The organism is Streptomyces yunnanensis (genome assembly GCF_029011865.1).
Taxonomy (GTDB): Bacteria; Actinomycetota; Actinomycetes; order Streptomycetales; family Streptomycetaceae; genus Streptomyces; species Streptomyces yunnanensis.
On record NZ_CP095749.1, the window covers coordinates 8589802 to 8607820 of the forward strand.

Here is an 18019-nt window from a genome sequence, read left to right on the forward strand (position 1 = left end):
CCGTCCGCTGGTGATCGCCCACCGTGCCGGTACCGCGGACTTCCCGGAGAACACCGTACGGGCCATCGACGGCGCGCTGGCCAACAAGGTGGACATGATGTGGCTCAGCGTGCAGGTCAGTCGGGACGGCGTCCCCGTCCTGTACCGGCCCGCCGACCTGTCCGCGCTCACCGACGGCACGGGCAAGGTCGCCGACCATGACGCTGCGTCGCTGACGCGGCTGAACGCCGGCTACCAGTTCAAGGACGCCTCCGGCGGCTACCCGTACCGGACGCATCCCACGCCGCTGCCGACACTGGAGGAGGCGCTGCGGCGCATCCCGCAGCACATGGGCGTGCTGCTGGACATGAAGTCAGCCGACCCCCAGGCCCTGGTGCCCGCTATCGCAAAGACCATGGATGCCTTGGAGGGCCAGGGCCGCAGGCAGTGGCAGCGCGTGCGGTTCTACTCCACCGAGAAGCCCAACCTCGACGCCATGGCGTCCTACCCCCAGGCGCGGCTGTTCGAGGACCGTGACACCACCCGCACGCGCCTGGTCACCTCACGCCTGACCGGCGACTGCCTCAACGCACCCCGGAGCGGAACATGGGCCGCCTTCGAACTGCGCCGTGACGTGACGGTCACCGAGAAGTTCACCCTCGGCGAGGGCCGCAGCCCGGTCAAGCAGGCCCTTATGTGGGACCGGGCCGCCTCAGCTTGCTTCCACACCCGCTCCTTGGTCAGGACCGTTCTGATCGGCATCGAGACCAAAGACGACTACACCGCCGCGAAGAACCTGGACGCCTACGCCGTACTGACCGACTCCCCCCAGCGCATGATGAAGATCAAGAACGAGACGGCAACGACACCGCGCTGAGCGGTGCCGACGGCCCACAGCAGACCACGCCCCAACGTGACCACACCGCGGAAAACTACCGTCTGTGACCGCCGAGGTGCGGACTCGACAAGTCCGCGAGCGGGGGATTTACGGGATTCTGATCCACTTCCTGTGGGGCGGTGACAGGGCCTCACAACAGGCTGGAAGGATGGCCGTTCGTGTGATTGCAGCGTGTTCTCGACGTTCTCCCATCTGTCCTCCGTGGTGGTGGACGAGGTCAGGACGGACGGCGGCAGGATAGCCCTCACGGCGCGAACGGTGACGCGCGAGGCGGCTTGTCCCGACTGCGGCGCCGTGTCCAGCCGTGTCCATGGCGGTTACCGGCGGCGCCTTGCCGACCTCGCGGCGGCCGGACAGGAGGTCGCGATCGACCTGCTGGTGCGACGGTTCCTCTGCCCAGCCACTGAGTGCCCTCGCCGCACGTTCGTTGAGCAAGTGGACGGGCTCACCGAGCGATTCGCACGGCGCACACCGTTCCTGCGCCGCTCCCTGGAGAAGATCGCGCTAGCACTCGCCGGACGGCCGGGCGCCCGGCTGGCCGCGCACCTGTCCATCCCGACGAGTGCGAACTCCCTGCTCAGACTCGTACGCAGGCTGCCGGACAAGCACGTCGGCGCCGCACCCCGGGTGCTGGGTATCGATGATTTCGCCCTCAAGAAGGGGCACGTCTACGGAACGATCATCTTGGACATGGAGACCGGAGAACGCGTCGACGTTCTGCCCGACCGCACCGCAGAGACCCTCACCGCCTGGCTCCGCGCACACCCCGGAGCAGAGATCGTCTGCCGAGACCGGTCCAGCGCCTACGCCGAGGCCGTACGCACCGCCTGCCCCGACGCAATCCAGGTCGCGGACCGCTTCCATTTGTGGAAGAACCTGTGCGAAGCCGTCGAGAAGTGCGTGGCCACGCACCGGAGTTGCCTCGCCGAGCCTACCGAGGACGCGCCTGCTGACGCCACCGCCGGGCAGGAGGCCGCGGCCGTTCAGGTGGAGGTGTCGTCGCGGCCGGAGGGGATGCGCGTGATCCGGCGCCTTGAGCGTCACGCTGCCGTGCACGCCCTCTACGACAAGGGCGTCCCGATCCAGGCGATCTCCGAGACGCTCGGGCTGGACCGCAAGACGGTACGCCGCTATGCGCACGCAGCCACGCCCGAGGATGCGTCGCTGGGCACCGGATCGCGCCGCTACGGCCAGATCCACGCCTACTCGCCCTACCTGCAACGGCGTTGGAACGAGGGCTGCACGGATGCGGCACGGCTCTACGCGGAGATCGTCGAACTCGGCTTCACCGGCAGCAAACGGACCGTGCGCCGGCACCTCCAGGAGATCCGGGCCAGCGGCAAACCCGCTCCCGACAAACCCAAGACGCTGGCGGTCCGCACGGCCACCTGGCTGAGCACCTCGCACCCAGACCACCTGGACGAGAGCAGCACGCTCAAGCTCAAGAAGCTCCTGTCCCGCTCTCCCGAACTCGACGCCGTCGCCGCGTGCGTCCGCTCCTTCGCCGCGATGATGACCGAGCGCCGAGGCAGCGACCTGGAGAACTGGCTCACCAGCGCCGAGGACACCGGGATGAAGCCGCTCCAGAGCCTGGCCCGTGGCCTGCGGCAGGACTCCGATGCCGTGACCGCCGGTCTCACTTTGGAATGGAGCTCGCGCAAGGTCGAGGGCAACGTAAATCGGGCGAAGCGAATCAAGAGGGATGAATATGGTCGCGCCGGGTTCGACCTCCTCTGCCTGCAGATACTCCTCGCCGACTAAAGTCCGTCACCCTCCGCAACCTCCCCACAAGAAGTGGATCAGAACCGCTTGTCATGGCCGCCGTCAGCCCAGAAAGGGCACCTCCAGTACACCCCCTGCCCCGCGTGCCCGCCGACGTCGGCCCACGGGAGAGGTGGTTCTCGGGGTGGACACGCACCGGGACACTCATGTGGCTGCCGTCCTATCCCCGCTCGGCGCAGTGTTGGGCACCGAAGAATTCCCAGCCACCGCGGCCGGATACCACGGACTACTCGGGTGGGCCGGTGACTTGGGCACGGTGCGGCGGGCTGGGGTGGAGGGGACTGGCTCCTTCGGAGCGGCCCTGTCCCGCTACCTGCTGTCCCTGGCGTGGAAGTGTTCAAGGTGAACTGGACCGACCGGACCGACCGCCGTTTACGTGGCAAGTCGGATCCCCTCGATGCCCAGAACGCCGCCCGGGCGGTGCTGAGCGGGCGGGCTCGCGCCCGGGCCAAATCGGGCGACGGACCCGTACAGGTCGCCCGGATGTACAAGCTCGCCAAGGGGTCGGCGGTCAAAGCCCGTACCCAGGCGATCAACCAGGTCAAGGCCGTTCTCATTACCGCCCACCCGGACCTGCGCGAGAAGTTGGCCCAGCTGAACACCCCGGACCTCTTGCGTACCTGTGCGCGGTTCGCCGACGACAGCAAGGACGACGAGGCCGAGGAGGAGACGGTGCTGCAGGCCACCCGCGCCACCCTGTGCCTGCTGGCCCACCGGATCGAGCAGCTCACGGAGCAGATCCAGGCCGTGGAGCGCCGCTTGGCCCTGCTCGCGGAACGCCACCTCCCGCAGCTGCTGGCTGTGGTGGGTATCGGCCCGGATACGGCCGTGACCTTGTTGATCACGATGGGGGACAACCCGGCGCGGCTGGGTAGCGAGGCATCGTTTGCCGCGCTGTGCGGGGTCAGCCCCGTCGAGCGCTCCTCGGGGGTGCGGCAGTACCGTCGCCTCGACCGCGGCGGCGACCGGCAGGCCAACGCTGCTCTGCACCGGATCGTGCAGACCCGCCTGCGTTGCGAGCCGCGGACTCAGGAGTACCGCGAACGTCGCATCAAGGAGGGCAAGACCCGATGCGAAATCGTCCGATGCCTCAAACGCTACGCTGCCCGGGAGGTCTTCCACCTGGTCAGGCCCGTATAGTCTTGGCCCCTGTTATAGGGGCTGTGCGAGGTGAGGAACCCCCGTCGGCCGGCTCCGGCGGGGGTTTCTGCGTTCGGGGACGGCCCTGGTTCGTGGTGTTCGACGCGGTCTTGCTGTGCTCCGGCTCGCCGTTCTCGACGGCGTAGGGAGGGCGGCGGTGACGATGCGGGTGCGGCGGCCGGGGTGCAGCAGACGGCGGGGGGCGTTACGCGGCGGACAGTGCGCGTCAGGGACCCGTGGGCCGGCTCGGGTCGGAAGTGGTCCGGCGCAGTTCCTCGTTGAGTCGCTGGGCCTCTTCGAGCTGGTCCTCAAGGATGACGATGCGGCAGGCGGCCTCGATCGGGGTGCCCTGGTCGACGAGTTCGCGCGCGCGGGCGGCGATGCGCAGTTGGTAACGGGAGTAGCGGCGGTGGCCGCCTTCGGAGCGCAAGGGGACGATGAGGCGGGCTTCGCCGACCGCCCGCAGGAAAGCGGGCGTGCTGCCGATCATCTCCGCGGCGCGGCCCATGGTGTAGGCGGGGTAGTCGTCGTCATCGAATCTGTCGGTGGCGCGTGAGGGGGTCTCTCGGGTCATAGAACCTCGTCGTAGGACGCGTCGAGGAGCCCTGATGCCATACGGCACCGAGGCCCCGGGGGTTTTCACACCATCTGGTATTGCTGTCGTGCTCGCGGCGCTTCGTGTCTGCCGCGCCTCATTGACTTTGTTGACTACGAGAGAAATTCTAACTTTTCGAAGTGAGAATGTCTACTGCGGTCAATGGAGATTTCTCTCGGCTGCAGCAACAGGACCAGACCGCTTCCAAACCGCTTCGGCTCCCCGGGTGCGCCGTCGCTCCTGGCGAGCCGCACCGCGAACTGCCCCCGGCGGCCGCGTGGTACGGCCAGGTGTAGTCGGTGCCGGCGCCCGTGTCTGCCCGTGCCTGCGGGGCTCGGGCGGTGGTCGAGGGGGCGCGGCTTTCCGGTCGAATAGAGACGGGCGCCGGTGTCGAATATCTAATGCCGAAACTGCAGAAATGACCACCGGCGGGGTGGGGGTTTTGCGCTCTCGGAAGCGTCGGGCGTATGTCCCGTCTCGTGCTCTGTGCATGGCCGCCAGAGCCGTGCTAACGTCTATTTCAGTTGCAGTTGTGGTTCCCAAAAACTTCAGGTGCGCTCGCCGTCGTACACGGTGGGGGCACCTATGTATTTTCCGGCGGAATTTCCGGCGGGGTGATCATCGCGGCGACACTGGGGCCTACATGGTGTGGGCTCCGCGCACTGCCCCGAAGGAGATATGACATGGCTACTGGCACCGTGAAGTGGTTCAACGCGGAAAAGGGTTTCGGCTTCATCGAGCAGGACGGTGGCGGCGCCGACGTCTTCGCCCACTACTCGAACATCGCCACCCAGGGCTTCCGCGAGCTGCAGGAAGGCCAGAAGGTGTCCTTCGACGTCACGCAGGGCCAGAAGGGCCCGCAGGCCGAGAACATCGTTCCCGCCTGATCGCTGACGCCGACGCGTACGCCCGTGGCTGGGGCCCGCACCTTGGGTGCGGGCCCCAGCTCGTTGCTTGGACGTTTTCCGTTGTGCGCCACAACGGCCGCGTAGGCGGCGCGGGGCGGCCTGTTCGATCGCCGCCCCCTTTGGCGACCCGCTGGGCCGGCATATTTCCGACCCGTTTCGTTTCATCTTTTTTCATCGGTTCGTTCTGGCGATTCTTTGTGTGCGGCTCGTTTCCGCCGGGAATTCCTCGACGTACCGCATCGAGGAAGGTTCTTCATGAACCGCACAGCACGCTCGAAAGACCGCCCGTTCCGCGCCCGCTCCGCCGACTCCGGCCGCGGCGGTCGCCGCTCGCAGCCGTCGAAGCGCTTCGGTGGCAACAGGCGCCGCCCCGCCGCACGGCCGGGAGAGTTCGCGCCGCCCGTCACGCACACCCCCGCGCTGCCCCCGGCCGAGACCTTCGCGGAGCTGGACATGCCGCCCGCGCTGTCGGCGTCGCTGGCGGCCGAAGGGGTGTCGGTCCCGTTCCCGATCCAGGCCGCCACACTGCCGAACTCGCTGGCCGGACGCGATGTGCTGGGCCGCGGGCGCACCGGCTCGGGCAAGACGCTCGCCTTCGGTCTGGCCCTGCTGGCCCGCACCGCCGGCCGGCGCGCCGAACCCGGCCGGCCCCTGGCCCTGATCCTGGTACCCACCCGGGAGCTGGCTCAGCAGGTCACCGACGCCCTCACTCCCTACGCCCGGTCGCTGAACCTGCGGCTGGCCACCGTCGTCGGCGGGATGTCGATCGGCCGGCAGGTCAGCGCGCTGCGCGGCGGCGCCGAGGTCGTGGTCGCGACGCCGGGACGGCTCAAGGACCTCATCGAGCGCGGTGACTGCCGCTTGAACGAGGTCGGCATCACCGTGCTGGACGAGGCGGACCAGATGGCCGACATGGGCTTCATGCCCCAGGTCACCCCCCTGCTCGACCAGGTCCGGCCCGAGGGGCAGCGGATGCTCTTCTCGGCCACCCTGGACCGCAATGTCGACCTCCTGGTCCGGCGCTATCTCACCGACCCGGTGGTCCACTCCGTAGACCCCTCGGCGGGCGCCGTCACCACGATGGAACACCACCTGCTGCACGTCCACGGCGCCGACAAGCACGCCACCACCACGGAGATCGCCGCCCGCGAGGGCCGGTCGATCATGTTCCTGGACACCAAGCACGCCGTGGACAAACTCACCAAGCACCTGCTGAAGAGCGGTGTCCGCGCCGCCGCCCTGCACGGTGGCAAGTCCCAGCCGCAGCGCACCCGCACCCTGGCTCAGTTCAAGACCGGCCAGGTCACCGTCCTGGTGGCCACCAACGTCGCCGCCCGCGGCATCCACGTCGACAATCTCGACCTCGTCGTCAACGTCGACCCGCCCAGCGACCACAAGGACTACCTGCACCGCGGCGGCCGCACCGCCCGGGCCGGCGAGTCCGGCAGCGTCGTCACCCTGGTCCTGCCCGACGAGCGCCGCGAGATGGACCGCCTGATGGCCGACGCCGGCATCACTCCGCAGTCCACCAAGGTCCGCTCCGGCGAGGCCGCGCTGAGCCGCATCACGGGCGCCCGGACCCCCTCCGGAATTCCCGTCACCATCACCGCCCCGGTCGTCGAACGCCCCAAGCGCGGCGGCTCCTCCACGCGCGGCCGCCGCAGCCGCTCCGCCCAGGCCCGACGCTCCGCGGGAGCACCCCGAACCGGGACCCCCGCGTCCGGGCGACGGACCTCTCCCGGCGCTGCCGCCTAGATGATCGATTCCAAGGGGTTAGTGGTCATAGGCGGTCAGTGAGCGCAGGACGGGCTGTCCGGTGTGGTCGTTGTGCCAGATCGCGGCGGTCAGCGCGAGGATGCGCTGCATGACGCGGGCGATCACGCCGGCAGGTGTGCGTCCGTGGTGCCGTTCGAGATCGAGCTGGCCCTTGAAGGTCTCGTTGACCGACTCGATGACCTGCCGCAGCGGCTTGAACAGGCAGGCGTCGGGCCGTTCCGGCTCGCCCTTGCGGGTCGGACGCAGCAGCCGGATGCCGTGCTGGGCCACCTGGTGCTCGAAGTCGCGGCCGAAGTAGTTCTTGTCGCCGATCAGCGTCTGTCCGGGCCGGGCAGTGACGAGGTGCGGTTCGGAGGCGAGCAGGTCCAGCAGGGTCTCGCGCTCGTCGGCCTTGGCCCCGGTCAGGGCGAAGACGATCGGCAGGCCCTGCAGGGTGCACACCAGGTGCAGGCGCAAGCCCCAGAAGTAACGGCTGTGACTGGCGCAGTACCCGTACTCCGCCCATCCGGCCAGATCGGAGCGTTTGACGGTCTCGCGCGAGCGCCCGCACTCCACCGGGGTGGAGTCCACGATCCAGACGTCGTCGCTCCAGACAGAGGTGTCGGCGGCCAGCAGCCGGACCACCCGCCGCAGCAGTTCGGCGGCCTTACGCAGGCGTTTGTTGTAGCCGGGCTGTTGGGGCAGGTAGGGGAATAGATGCCGCAAGTGGGAGCGGGCGTGGCGAACCCACTTGGCTTCGGAGGTGAAGCCCAGCATGGCTTGCATCATCGCGAGCGTGATCAGCTCGGCATCGGTCAGTCGCGGAGCGATCCCGACCGCTGGACGTCAGGGTGCCAGATGCGGTGATGCCTTCAGCAGGTCGTCTGTCTTCACATAGAGTGCGGTGGCGAGGGAGTCCAACTCTGTCTTCACACACTGACGTTGGGCTCCCTCCCTTTGTGCGCGCAGCCGATCCCTTGAAATCGATCATTAAGGTGGCAGGGCGGCTACTGTTCCCCGGCGGCGGGCCGTCGTACCTCGAAGTGGAAGCATCCGTATTCCAGTGCCCTGACGTGTACGAGCACCACGTCCGGGTCGCTGAACGCATCATCGAAGGCTGCGTCGAAGCCGACCGTGGCGTCGGCCGGAATCTCCAGAAGGCGTCCACCGGCGATATGGCCCCGGGCATCGTAGCGGCGCACGGTACGCAGGGCGCCCGGCCGATCGAAGGGGTAGTTCTCGCCGGGGGTGAACCCGCCGCAGTCATCGGTGTGGATGAAGACGGGGCCCTGTTCGTCGTACGCGCCCGGCAGTGCACCCCTCTCGGCGGCCCAGCGTCGCAACGGGGCGTACGAAACAAGGGCAATCCGCTCGCCGGGCGTGATGGGGCGCAGGCAGCAGCGCAGCGGGGAGCCCGCGTCGTCGCGGGTGGCGATGTACGGGGCGCAGGGACGGTCTGCATCGTCGGCAACCCGCAGTTCCTTGAGGGTGGCTGTGTCAATGGAGAGCACGGTGTACCTGGTCATGTGCCCATGCTGGTTCGACGCCCGTGTGTTTGCTGGCAGGAAACGGACGTTGCATTGGCACGCGCCCACACAGAAAGCTGACCGGAAACGTCACACCCGCTGAACGCGGGCCCCCTACGATCGCCACCCCTTGGAATCGATCATCTAGGGCCGGTACGGACGGCCGCTCTCGCCCCTGGGCGTCCTCGTCCTCACCCGTTGCCCCTCCCCACTCGGGCCGGCGATCCGTCTCCGGCCTTCGATCCCGAAAGAGGCACCATGCGCTGTGTCATCGCCCGTTTCCCCTTCGACCTGTTCAAGACCGAGGTGCAGGATGCGATGAAGGGCATCACACCCGAGCCCATCACCGGTGAGTCCGTGCTCATCGGCCGCCGCCACTACCCGGTCAAGCAGGTCGGGGAGATCATCACCGGACAGGATCGCCGGGACTTCACCGCCGGCGAAGTGACCCGGGCCCTGGGCCGTCTCGGCTTCGAGTGCCGCCCGGCCGGCGCGCTCGCGCCCCCGGCTTCCCTTACACCGCTGGAGGCGGCGCCGGACCAGCTGGGAAACCCGCCCCGGGCCTGACCCGGTCGCTGCGGGTGGGAACGTTAGGGAACGCGAGACGGCCGGTGTTCCCTCGTGGGAGAAAGCACACCGGCCGCCTGCTGATGGTCCGGGCCGGTGCTTCAGTCCTTGCGCGCCTTGAGGCTGCGCGGGTCGAAGGACCAGATGCCGTGGGCGTGCGTGGCAGCGTGGAGGCCGCCGTCCGGGCCGGGGCGGAGCTGGAGGACGGCCGTGGTGGGCAGGCCGCCGCCGCGCCCCGCCACTGCGATCCAGGTGTCGGCGCTCTCGGCGTCCGCGCGATGGGGGCATTGAAGTGGGCACCCTTGCCGGCCAGGTCCTTGTCGGGCGGTGCCACCTCGTACTCGGTCGCCTTGGTGGGACCAGGGGCCCAAGCGTCGTTGTTCACGCCGCAGTTCTGGGTGACCCACATGCCGAGGGAGACGTACTCCTGGGCGGTGTCACAGCCATTGCCGGGGTTCACGATGGTGGCGGCGCCGTCACCGCCGAAGTTCGACCCCATGACCTTGTCCCGGCCACGCGGGATCGACTGGCCGTTGTCCTGTAGCCCGTCGGGGACCGGGACTTCGCCGTACCGCGCGGTCCTTGCCGACGCCCACCGAGTAGTACTGCAGGGTGTCGGTGGTGCCGTCGTCGGGCGACTGCCCGTTCTTGGCGCGACCGCCGGGGTCGACCGCGCCGTTGAGAGGAGCGCGGTAGATGCCTCCGTCGTTGCCCACGTACACCCAGGGCTTGCCGTGATACGAGCCGATCGCCACGGCGTGCTGGTCGGAGTGCGTAGTGCGAGAGCAGTCGCCGCAGCCGGGGTCGAGGGCTGTTTGTCCGGGCTTCAGGCCCCTGCGGGCAACGGCTGCCGCGTAGGACGGCCCTGCGACGGGCGCGGCGGAAGTTGAGGCGTCTCCAGCTGTAGCGACGCTGGCCTCCGAGAATCGTTGCGGGTGACCGTGTTTGCCCGTACCCCAGGTATGACGATGGCCCCTGGCGAAGGTGGCAGCAGGTCCGGTCCGCCGCTTCACCGGGGCCGTTTCCCCCTGGCCTGGCATGGCGTCAGTTGGTCGCGGGGACGAACAGCAGGCCGTGGGGGCTCTTGAAGCCCTTGCCGAACGGGCTCACCGAGCCGGTCCGCAGGTTGAGGCTGCCGAGCGCACCGGCCAGTACCTTGGAGTCGTCCGGTACGGCGGCGAACGTCTGCCCGGGGGCGAAGGGGCCGCAGACGGCGACGACCTGGTTGGTGCCCGGGTCGGTGACGTACAGCGTGCCCCTGGTGCTGGTGGCGATCGCGGTGTCGTCCACCTTGGCGCCCGCACCGTTCTGATAGGCGACGAAGACGTTCCCGCCCAGCAGGGCGATGTCGTCGGGGGAGCTCAACGACCCGCCAGAGGCGAAGACCTGGGTCGAGTAGCCGGACGGCACGTCGATCCCGGTGCTGGAGGTCGCGGGCGCACCGATTCGTTCGGGGCGAGCAGCGCCGCGGCAGCCGCGGTGGCGGCTATCCCGACGCCGGCGACCGAGACTCGGGCCCGGCGGCTGAACCCGGGCAGCTTTCGTGTCATGGGAATCCTTCCCTTGAGGGGCACGCGCCGCGGCGAACCGCGTCCACCCGCGCACCTCTTGAACAGGTACAGCTGCTCTTCTCGCAGGCGCAGGTGACGAAAGCGTTGCCGCGGATGAGCCAGAGGGCGAGCAGCGGGGACAGGGCACCTACCCGCTCACGACACAACTGCACCGGGCCACGGGAGCGTGGGCAAGATCAGCAAGCGAGGCCGACGGTCGACGAACGGCACTCGCGATCTCGACGATCACCACTTCACAGGTTCGATCCCCGCTCGCGGGCCGCCCCGGGCCCCGCACGCTCAAGTATGGTCGGCAGCCAGCCTCTTGATGCCTCCTCAGCGCAGATCGTCGTCCGTCTCCCCCGGGTAGACGGCTGTGGTGGGCATCAACCTGTAGTCCGTGACCGATTCCTGCGCCAGGAGGCGTGCGACCGTGAGCCGGTACGGTTCCAGGGCGTCCCGTTCGGCGGGCGTCAGGTGCTGTGAATCGGCAACGGCGAGGGCGGATGCCAGCACCTTCGCCGCTTCTGCCGCTTCCGCCTGCCGGTCGGCCCCGCTCAGCAGCAGGCCGTAGTTGTTGTAGACCGCGACGACCAGCCCCGACCATCCGTGCTCGTCCTCGCGGGCCAGGTCGAGCGCAACCTCGGCGGCCTCCTCGGTCACGCGCAGCGCGGAATCCGGTTTCCCGGCCGTGGCCGACACGGTGCCCAGGCGCGTCAAGGCTTGGACGAGCAGCGGCCGGTGGGCCGGGTCGCGCCGCGCCAGGGTCCTGCGCGCCTTGGCTGCTCGCCGGGCGACCCGCAGGGCCGGGCGGCGCCGGTCGAGCACCACCAGCCGGTAGCCGAGGACGTCGAGGCAGTCGGCATGGACGGGTCTGTACGCGTCGGGATCGGCTCGAGCGAGCTTCGCGGCGAAGGCCACGGCTGTGCGGGCGTGCCACCAAGCATGGTCCGGCTCACCGCGGGCCTCGAAAAGGTCTCCGATCTCGCGCACCGCCTGGAGCAGCTGCGCGGCCGTCTCCCTGCCCTTCGGGGACCAGATCCGAGAGGAGAAAGAGCGTTTGTAGCGCAGCATCAGCGCGCCGAGGATTTCGTGGACCACCTCCGAGTTCCGCCTCGTCCGGGCCACCCGCTGGTGGAGGGGCAGCAGCACATCGAAATAGTCGGCGCTCTCCAGTACCTCCTGGAGCACGTCCCATCCGGGGGTTCCCGAGCTCAGTACGCCGGCGGCAGCCGGGAGGAAGTCCAGGGGACGGGTGCGGATCAGGGTGCCTATTGTCTCCATCAGCCAGTTGGCCGGCTCGTGGGAGCCCCGGCGGTGCAGGGCGACACGGGTGCGGTCGAGGACCGTCATGGCCTGCTCGGCCTGTTCGAAGGTGCAGTCGGCGAGTACGGAGGTCAGCAGGCCGACGGACGCGTCGGCGCTTTCGGCGTCGTCGATCACCTGGGACAGCAGCAGCTCGGCGAGCCGGTCGGGTTGCAGGGGTGCCCAGTACAGGCCGGGGTGCGGGTAGAGCCGGTGCAGCAGTTCGGCGGCGCTCGCCAAGGCATGCTCCGGCAGCGTCTCCAGGCGGCCGAGGGCCGCCTCGGCCTGCTCGGCGGAGACGGCGGAGAACAACGCGGGCAGCAGCAGGACGCGCCTGACCGACGCGTCTTGCGTGGGCAGTGCCGGCTGGTGCCCCCGCGCCAGGTCGGTCCAGTACTGCTGCTCACGGCCGAGCACGCGCCCCAGCGGGTCCCCCGACCCGACGCGGACTCCGTCACGGCGCGCCAGTACCTCATCCAGGGCCAGTGCGTGAAGGCTCAGTACGTCGTCGGGGCCGTCGGCTCCTGGCCCGGCCGGAGGTGCCGAGGCGGGCCCGCCGATGATGGCGGCGTGGAACGCCTGCCATGCGGCGGACAGCACCGGACCGGGTCCGGTGCGCTCGCCGAGCGGGGAGAGGCGGACCGGATCGCCGTCCACGACGTCCCGGTTCTTCAGACTGGTCCACCACGGGCCGCCCGACCGGGCGAGCAGCAGCACGCGCACCATGCCGGGCTCTTCCTGTTCCAGGGCCGTCAGCAGCGACTTGTTGGGATCGGTGCGCGTTTCGGCGTAGTCGACCACCACCAGCACCTGGTACCCGGCGTCCACAGCCTCCGATATCCGTGGACTGGTTTCGTGCGGGTCGCCCGGCAGAAAGCCGGCGATCCAGCCCTTCTCGCGGAGCACCTGGCACAGCCGCATCGCGAGGCGGGTCTTGCCCGAGCCGCCCGGCGCGGTGACCAGACGCATGCCCCTGTCGTCCGGCCGCAGGCACCAGTCGAGGAGGTCGTCCAGTTCGGGCCGGGCGATGAAGGGCACCACTTCGTTGCGGGTCTGCAGCCACCAGGACGGTGGCCGGTCCCGCCGGGGAGCCGCAACGCGTGCCGGGTGCCGGTCCGCACCGAACAGCCGGGCGTGCAACTCGGCTCTGCGCGAGGCCAGATCGAACCAGGCGGTGCCCGGCCGGTGCCGGGCTCCGCCCCCGGCGGCTGCCGCGTGCTCGGCGATGACGTGGGCCGGGACGATCCAGCCTCCCTGCACCTCCCGGCGTTCGCGTGATGCCTTGACCATGCCGCACACCCTGCCGGTCATCGTGTCCAGCACCAGAGCGCCGCTGAGGCCCGCCTCGATCCGGTCGTCCTTGACCCCCAGCAGGGAGCCGGCCGGGCCACGGACGGTCAGCGACAGCGAGTCCCGCTGCACGTCCGGCTCGGCGGTGAATCGGCTGAAGCCGCGGGCCAGGACGACCGTGCCGGCCTGCGGCGGCTCCTCGGCGAGCCACACCCCTTGCCGGTCCAGCGGCTCGTGCAGACGGACCAGGGCGATGTCCGGGCTGTCGTAGTACCCGTCGCCGCCACGCCGTGGCGGATGGCGGGCGATCACGGTACCGGTACGGTCAGCGGAACCGGACGTCCAAACCAGCACCTCGTCCGCGGCCCTCTCGACGACGTGGGCGCAGGTGACGACCAGTTCCGGGGCAAGGACGAATCCGCTGCCCTTGAACCCTCCGTCGACGTATATCGCCACGGCGTGGCTGTCCGCGAGTTCGATCAGAGGAGGGTCCAGCTCCACGGCGGGCTCAGTTTCCCGTCCGGAGGCCGCCCTCGGTGGCCCGGTCCCAGCCCATCCGGACGGTGACGCTGGCCTCGCCGCCGGTCTCGGCGATGACCGCGACCAGCTTTCCCGTCTTCACCGCCAGCTTGACCCCGAATTCGACGTCGATCCGGTCGGGCGGTTCGGGCAGTGACTCACGGACGCTCTCCAGCGCCCACCGGCCGACCTCGCTCAGTGCCTGGCGCGTCTGCGACAGCCGGAGGCGTCCGGTGTCGGCGACATCGGACCCCCTGCCGACAAGACCTCGGCCAGCACGACCTCACCGCTGTCCAACTCGACCTCGACCAGATGGCTCCGCCCGCTCACCACAGTCCCCCCGCTGTTCCTCAGTCCGTTCGACTGGTGGCGCGAGTATATCCCCGCGGTCGCTACGGCATCGGAGGTCAACATGCGTGTTCGGGAAGGGAGTTGGTGAGCTCGCCAAGTCGCCGGAGTCTGTCTGCCGTCCGTGGGAGTGCCGTCGAGGCTCCGTGGCCTCAGGCCGACGTGGCGCCGTAACCGATCCGAGCCCTCGGGGGATGACGTGCCCCGCCCAGCCCTCGGGCGGTCTTCTGGTTCGACGAAGGCCCGCAGATCCTGGGCAGCAGGGCGAATCGCGTGCTGTGCGAGTCGGCGATCCGATCACCGTCCATGAGGAACTGGCTGGTGCTCTGGCCCGCTCTCCTGGCCCCGTCCTGCTTGTGGACGACTACACCAATTCCGGCTGCACCCTCGCAGTCGCTGCGCGCCCACTTCGCCAGGCAGGCAGTGAACAGGTCTTCCGCTGGTTCGCCCCAGGCGTCCTGCTCCACAGTGAAGGACGTACGGCGGATGTCCCGAGCGGTGACGGAAACGGTGACCGCTGTCCTGGACGGGCTGATGGGGCGGATGAAGCCGATCCGCGGCGGCGACCGGCAGGCCAACGCCGCCCTCCACCGGATGGTGCAGACCCTCCTGCGCGTCGATCCATGCGTCCAGGACTACTACGAACGCCGCACCAGGGAGGGCAAAACCCGACGCGAGATCGTCCGATGCCGCAAACACTAATCCGCCCGCGAAGTGTTCCACCTGGTCAGGCCTACACAGTCGTGATCCCCGTCATAGGGGCAGTGAGAGATGAGGAACCCCCGTCGGCTGGCGGGGCTTCCGAATCAGTGGGTTGCAGGGTTTGGCGTGGGCACGTTGCACTCGGTTGTCCTCTCTCGAAGCACGCGAAGCAAGGACGCGCCGACGACAAGCGTCTTACGGTCGATGCGCAGCACGCGACCCCCGAACTCTCCACGACGAACCAGGTCGTGTTATTTGCGTCTGCATAATTCGACGCCTTCCGGGGTGTCTGTGGAGCCTCCTGTCTCCTCACGGCTGCATGGATCGCAGAACGCTTGGACGTGACGGTCCCGGCGCCTCGGACCCGGCGAGGATGTGGCCGACTGTGGTCCGCGGCACAGCCTGGCGCAGGACCGGTGCGGTGTGCTGGGTGGGGAGGGGCGCACGGGGATCCCGTGCGCGGCCTGTTCATGGCGTGGCGATCCTGCCAACATCTCTGTATCCGAGTCGAGTTGGGGGCGCGCGTGGTGTCGGTGCAGAGCAATGATCAGCGGCTGCTGGAGCGCATCTTGGAGGACCAGCATCGCAAACTGGCGCCGGACAAGAGCCGGGACGACTTCTTCACGTTCTTCGCCGCGGACAAGGCTCTGCAGGACTGGGACCTGGACAACGACGAGATCACGGACGGCATCGTCGACGGTGCGCATGACTGCGGCATCGACGGCATCTGGACGTTCGTGGACGAGCGCTACATCACCGCTGATGCGCATCAGTTCCTTCCGTCACGTGCCGGCAAGATCGAGTTGGTCATCCTGCAGGCGAAGAACTCCTCGGGTTACCAGGAATCGGTGATCGAGAAACTGCACTTCCATCTGCCAGCTCTGCTAGACATGGGCCGGGACGAGGAAGACCTGGTCGCACACACCAACGCCAAACTGCTCGAGCGTACGCGCCGCTTCCTGCACATCCTCGAGGAACTGGCGTCTTCCTTCCCGCAGGTTCGCATCACGGTGATCTACGCGAACAAGTCGGCAGAGACACCGCACCCCAACGTAAAGGCCAAGGGCGACCGGCTCAGGCGGGAACTTGCGAAGATCACGTCCGATACGTGGGCTGACTTGGAGTACCTCAACGCTGCTGACTTGCGCGAGCGGACTGCCCGGGGAGCCAAAGCCGTCGCACAACTGGTCTTCACCGAAACGCCCATGAGCACGTCGCTCGGCGAGGGATACGTATGTCTGGCTCGCCTCGACGAGTACTACCGCTTCATCACGTCCGACAATGAGGCACTGCGCCTGGAGTTGTTCGAGTCGAACGTGCGCGACTATGCGGGATCCACTGCCGTGAACAACGCCATCGGCGAGACCCTGAAGTCTGGTACCGGCGAGGACTTCTGGTGGTTCAACAACGGTGTCACCGTTGTCGCGGACGCTGCCCAGATCGCAGGTAAGAAGATCGTGATCAGAGAGCCGCAAATCGTTAACGGGCTACAGACCAGCCACGAGATCTATAGCTACTTCCAGAACGGTGGTCAGCACCGCGACCGGTCCCTCCTAGTGAAGATCGTGGTCGCGCCTGAGTCCGGCACGGCTCGCGACCGCATCATCCGGGCGACCAACAGTCAGACTCAGCTGCCCGCCGGCGCATTGCGCGCCACTGAGTCCATCCAGAAGGACATCGAGGAGAGCCTCGGCCACGCGGGCGGCTACTACTACGAGCGCCGAGCCAGCTACTACCGCAATCTGGGGTTCCCCCTCGACCGGGTCGTCAGCATGGCCAGGCTTGCCCGCGAATTCACTGCCTTCGTGCTGCGCGAACCGCATACCGCTTTGCGGCACTCCGATGCGCTGCTACTCGACGATCAGCACTACGGGCAGATCTTCTCCCAACGGCAGGATCTGGACATCTACCGTCTGTGCCTCGACGTGCATACCAGGCTGCGCGCGTTCCTCACCCACTATGCCGAAGACCGACCTTTGCTGGGTGATTCACTGGAGAACTGGCTATACCCGCTGGCGGCCATGTCCGCCTACACCCTCACACGGCTACGGCAGCCTTCACCGCGCGACCTTCTCAACATCGACCTCGACCATCTCAGCGACGACTTGATGTTCCGCATGACAGGAACTCTGGAACAAAGCTTCAAGAGCGTCCTGCGCCGCAGCAAGGCCGGCGGTGTCGATCGAATTGCCCGTACCCCGGACTTCACCACCAAGATCCGCCAAGCCGTTGTGTCCCAGAGCCGTTACCACATCGAAGGATGAACGATCCGGCAATAGGGATCGGCCGTCAAAGCCCACACTCAGGCCATTAATCAACTGAAGGCCGTCCTTCTTACTGCCGCCCCGACCTGCGGGAAGAATTGGCCGGGCTGCACAATGCGGAATTCTTCCGCACCTGCGCGCGGTTCGCCGATGTGAGCCAGAGCGAGGGGGACGGTGAAGAGGCGGTGCTGCATGCCACTCGCATCACCCTGAGCGTGCTGGCTCGCCGGATCGGGCAGCTCACCGAGCAGATCCGGGACTTGGAAGATCGCCTGGCCCGCCTCGTGGAATGCCATGCCCCGCAACTGCTCGCGGTGGTGGGGATCGGTCCGGACACGGCCGTCACTTTGCTGATCACGGTGGGGGGCAACCCGGAACGGATGGGCAGTGAGGCGCCCTTCGCCGCGCTGTGCGGGGCCAGTCCCGTCGAGCGTTCCTCGGGCAGTCGGCAATACCGTCGCCTCAACCGCGGCGGCGACCGGCAGGCGAACGCCGCGCTGCACCGGATCGTGCAGACGCGTCTGCGCTTCGATCCGCGAACCCAGGACTACTGCGAACGCCGCATCAAGGAGGGCAAGATCCGACGCGAAATCGTCCGATGCCTCAAACGCTACGCTGCCCGGGAGGTCTTCCACCTGGTCAAGCCCGTAGAGTCTCGGCCCCCGTCATAGGGGCTGTGAGAGGTGAGGAACCCCCGTCGGCTGGCTCCGGCGGGGCTTTCTGCGTTCGGGGTGGACCTGGTCCGTGGTGTTCGACGCGGTCTTGCTGCGCTCCGGCTCGCCGTTCTCGACGGCGTAGGGAGGGCGGCGGTGACGATGCGGGTGCGGTGGCCGGGGTGCAGCAGAGGGCGGGGGACGTTACTCAGCAGACGAGGGCCGTGGCCTTCACGGG

At 68.3% G+C, this 18019-nt stretch carries 13 protein-coding genes and 3 pseudogenes; 9 read left to right on the top strand and 7 right to left on the bottom strand.

Annotated features, from left to right (window positions below):
* Positions 1-10 precede the first annotated feature (10 nt).
* From MOV08_RS37680 to MOV08_RS37690, 3 genes and pseudogenes are all read left to right on the top strand, one after another.
* Positions 11-856 (top strand): glycerophosphodiester phosphodiesterase family protein, encoded by an 846-nt coding sequence (locus tag MOV08_RS37680; RefSeq protein WP_275310629.1) that lies wholly within the window; start codon positions 11-13, stop codon positions 854-856.
* Positions 857-1078: 222 nt separating this feature from the next.
* The gene (locus MOV08_RS37685) at positions 1079-2638 is read left to right on the top strand and encodes an ISL3 family transposase (protein WP_275310630.1); all 1560 of its coding nucleotides are present in this window, start codon (positions 1079-1081) and stop codon (positions 2636-2638) included.
* A gap of 133 nt (positions 2639-2771) precedes the next feature.
* Positions 2772-3799, top strand: a pseudogene (locus tag MOV08_RS37690) (IS110 family RNA-guided transposase).
* 226 nt (positions 3800-4025) lie between these two features.
* On the opposite strand, the gene MOV08_RS37695 reads toward MOV08_RS37690, so the two are convergent.
* The gene (locus MOV08_RS37695; protein ID WP_039638700.1) at positions 4026-4373 is read right to left on the bottom strand and encodes a MerR family transcriptional regulator; all 348 of its coding nucleotides are present in this window, start codon (positions 4371-4373) and stop codon (positions 4026-4028) included.
* Between the two features lie 704 nt (positions 4374-5077).
* Here MOV08_RS37695 and MOV08_RS37700 point away from each other — a divergent pair.
* Positions 5078-5281 carry a cold-shock protein gene (locus MOV08_RS37700; protein WP_037915390.1) on the top strand — a complete coding sequence of 68 codons (204 nt, stop codon included), beginning with the start codon at positions 5078-5080 and terminating at the stop codon, positions 5279-5281.
* A gap of 276 nt (positions 5282-5557) precedes the next feature.
* Positions 5558-7057, top strand: coding sequence for a DEAD/DEAH box helicase (locus MOV08_RS37705; protein ID WP_275310632.1), 1500 nt, complete (start codon positions 5558-5560; stop codon positions 7055-7057).
* An 18-nt stretch (positions 7058-7075) separates the two neighbouring features.
* Here the strand turns inward: MOV08_RS37705 and MOV08_RS37710 are convergent.
* Both MOV08_RS37710 and MOV08_RS37715 read right to left on the bottom strand, forming a co-directional pair.
* Positions 7076-7990, bottom strand: a pseudogene (locus tag MOV08_RS37710) (IS982 family transposase).
* A 74-nt stretch (positions 7991-8064) separates the two neighbouring features.
* Positions 8065-8583: a DUF1203 domain-containing protein gene (locus MOV08_RS37715; protein ID WP_275310633.1), complete on the bottom strand. Its 519-nt coding sequence runs from the start codon at positions 8581-8583 to the stop codon at positions 8065-8067.
* Between the two features lie 258 nt (positions 8584-8841).
* Between MOV08_RS37715 and MOV08_RS37720 the strand changes: the two genes are divergently transcribed.
* Positions 8842-9150: an SCO5918 family protein gene (locus MOV08_RS37720; RefSeq protein ID WP_039638702.1), complete on the top strand. Its 309-nt coding sequence runs from the start codon at positions 8842-8844 to the stop codon at positions 9148-9150.
* A 101-nt stretch (positions 9151-9251) separates the two neighbouring features.
* On the opposite strand, the gene MOV08_RS37725 is transcribed toward MOV08_RS37720, so the two are convergent.
* The 4 genes and pseudogenes from MOV08_RS37725 to MOV08_RS37745 all read right to left on the bottom strand — a co-directional run.
* Positions 9252-9392, bottom strand: a complete 141-nt coding sequence (locus MOV08_RS37725; RefSeq protein WP_203232632.1) for a hypothetical protein — start codon at positions 9390-9392, stop codon at positions 9252-9254.
* A gap of 802 nt (positions 9393-10194) precedes the next feature.
* On the bottom strand, positions 10195-10560 hold the full coding sequence (locus MOV08_RS37735; protein WP_039638703.1) for a hypothetical protein: 366 nt from the start codon (positions 10558-10560) through the stop codon (positions 10195-10197).
* A gap of 476 nt (positions 10561-11036) precedes the next feature.
* Entirely contained in the window at positions 11037-13796 is a 2760-nt protein-coding gene (locus MOV08_RS37740) for a S1 family peptidase (protein ID WP_275310634.1), read from the bottom strand.
* A 7-nt stretch (positions 13797-13803) separates the two neighbouring features.
* Positions 13804-14073: pseudogene (locus MOV08_RS37745) on the bottom strand (CU044_2847 family protein); the annotation flags it as partial.
* Between the two features lie 575 nt (positions 14074-14648).
* Here MOV08_RS37745 and MOV08_RS37750 point away from each other — a divergent pair.
* The 3 genes from MOV08_RS37750 (at position 14649) to MOV08_RS37760 (ending at position 17799) form a co-directional block, all read left to right on the top strand.
* On the top strand, positions 14649-14864 hold the full coding sequence (locus tag MOV08_RS37750) for a hypothetical protein (RefSeq protein ID WP_275312064.1): 216 nt from the start codon (positions 14649-14651) through the stop codon (positions 14862-14864).
* 455 nt (positions 14865-15319) lie between these two features.
* Positions 15320-17128: an AIPR family protein gene (locus MOV08_RS37755; protein WP_239010248.1), complete on the top strand. Its 1809-nt coding sequence runs from the start codon at positions 15320-15322 to the stop codon at positions 17126-17128.
* 98 nt (positions 17129-17226) lie between these two features.
* Positions 17227-17799 (top strand): transposase, encoded by a 573-nt coding sequence (locus MOV08_RS37760; protein WP_275310635.1) that lies wholly within the window; start codon positions 17227-17229, stop codon positions 17797-17799.
* Positions 17800-18019: the final 220 nt, after the last annotated feature.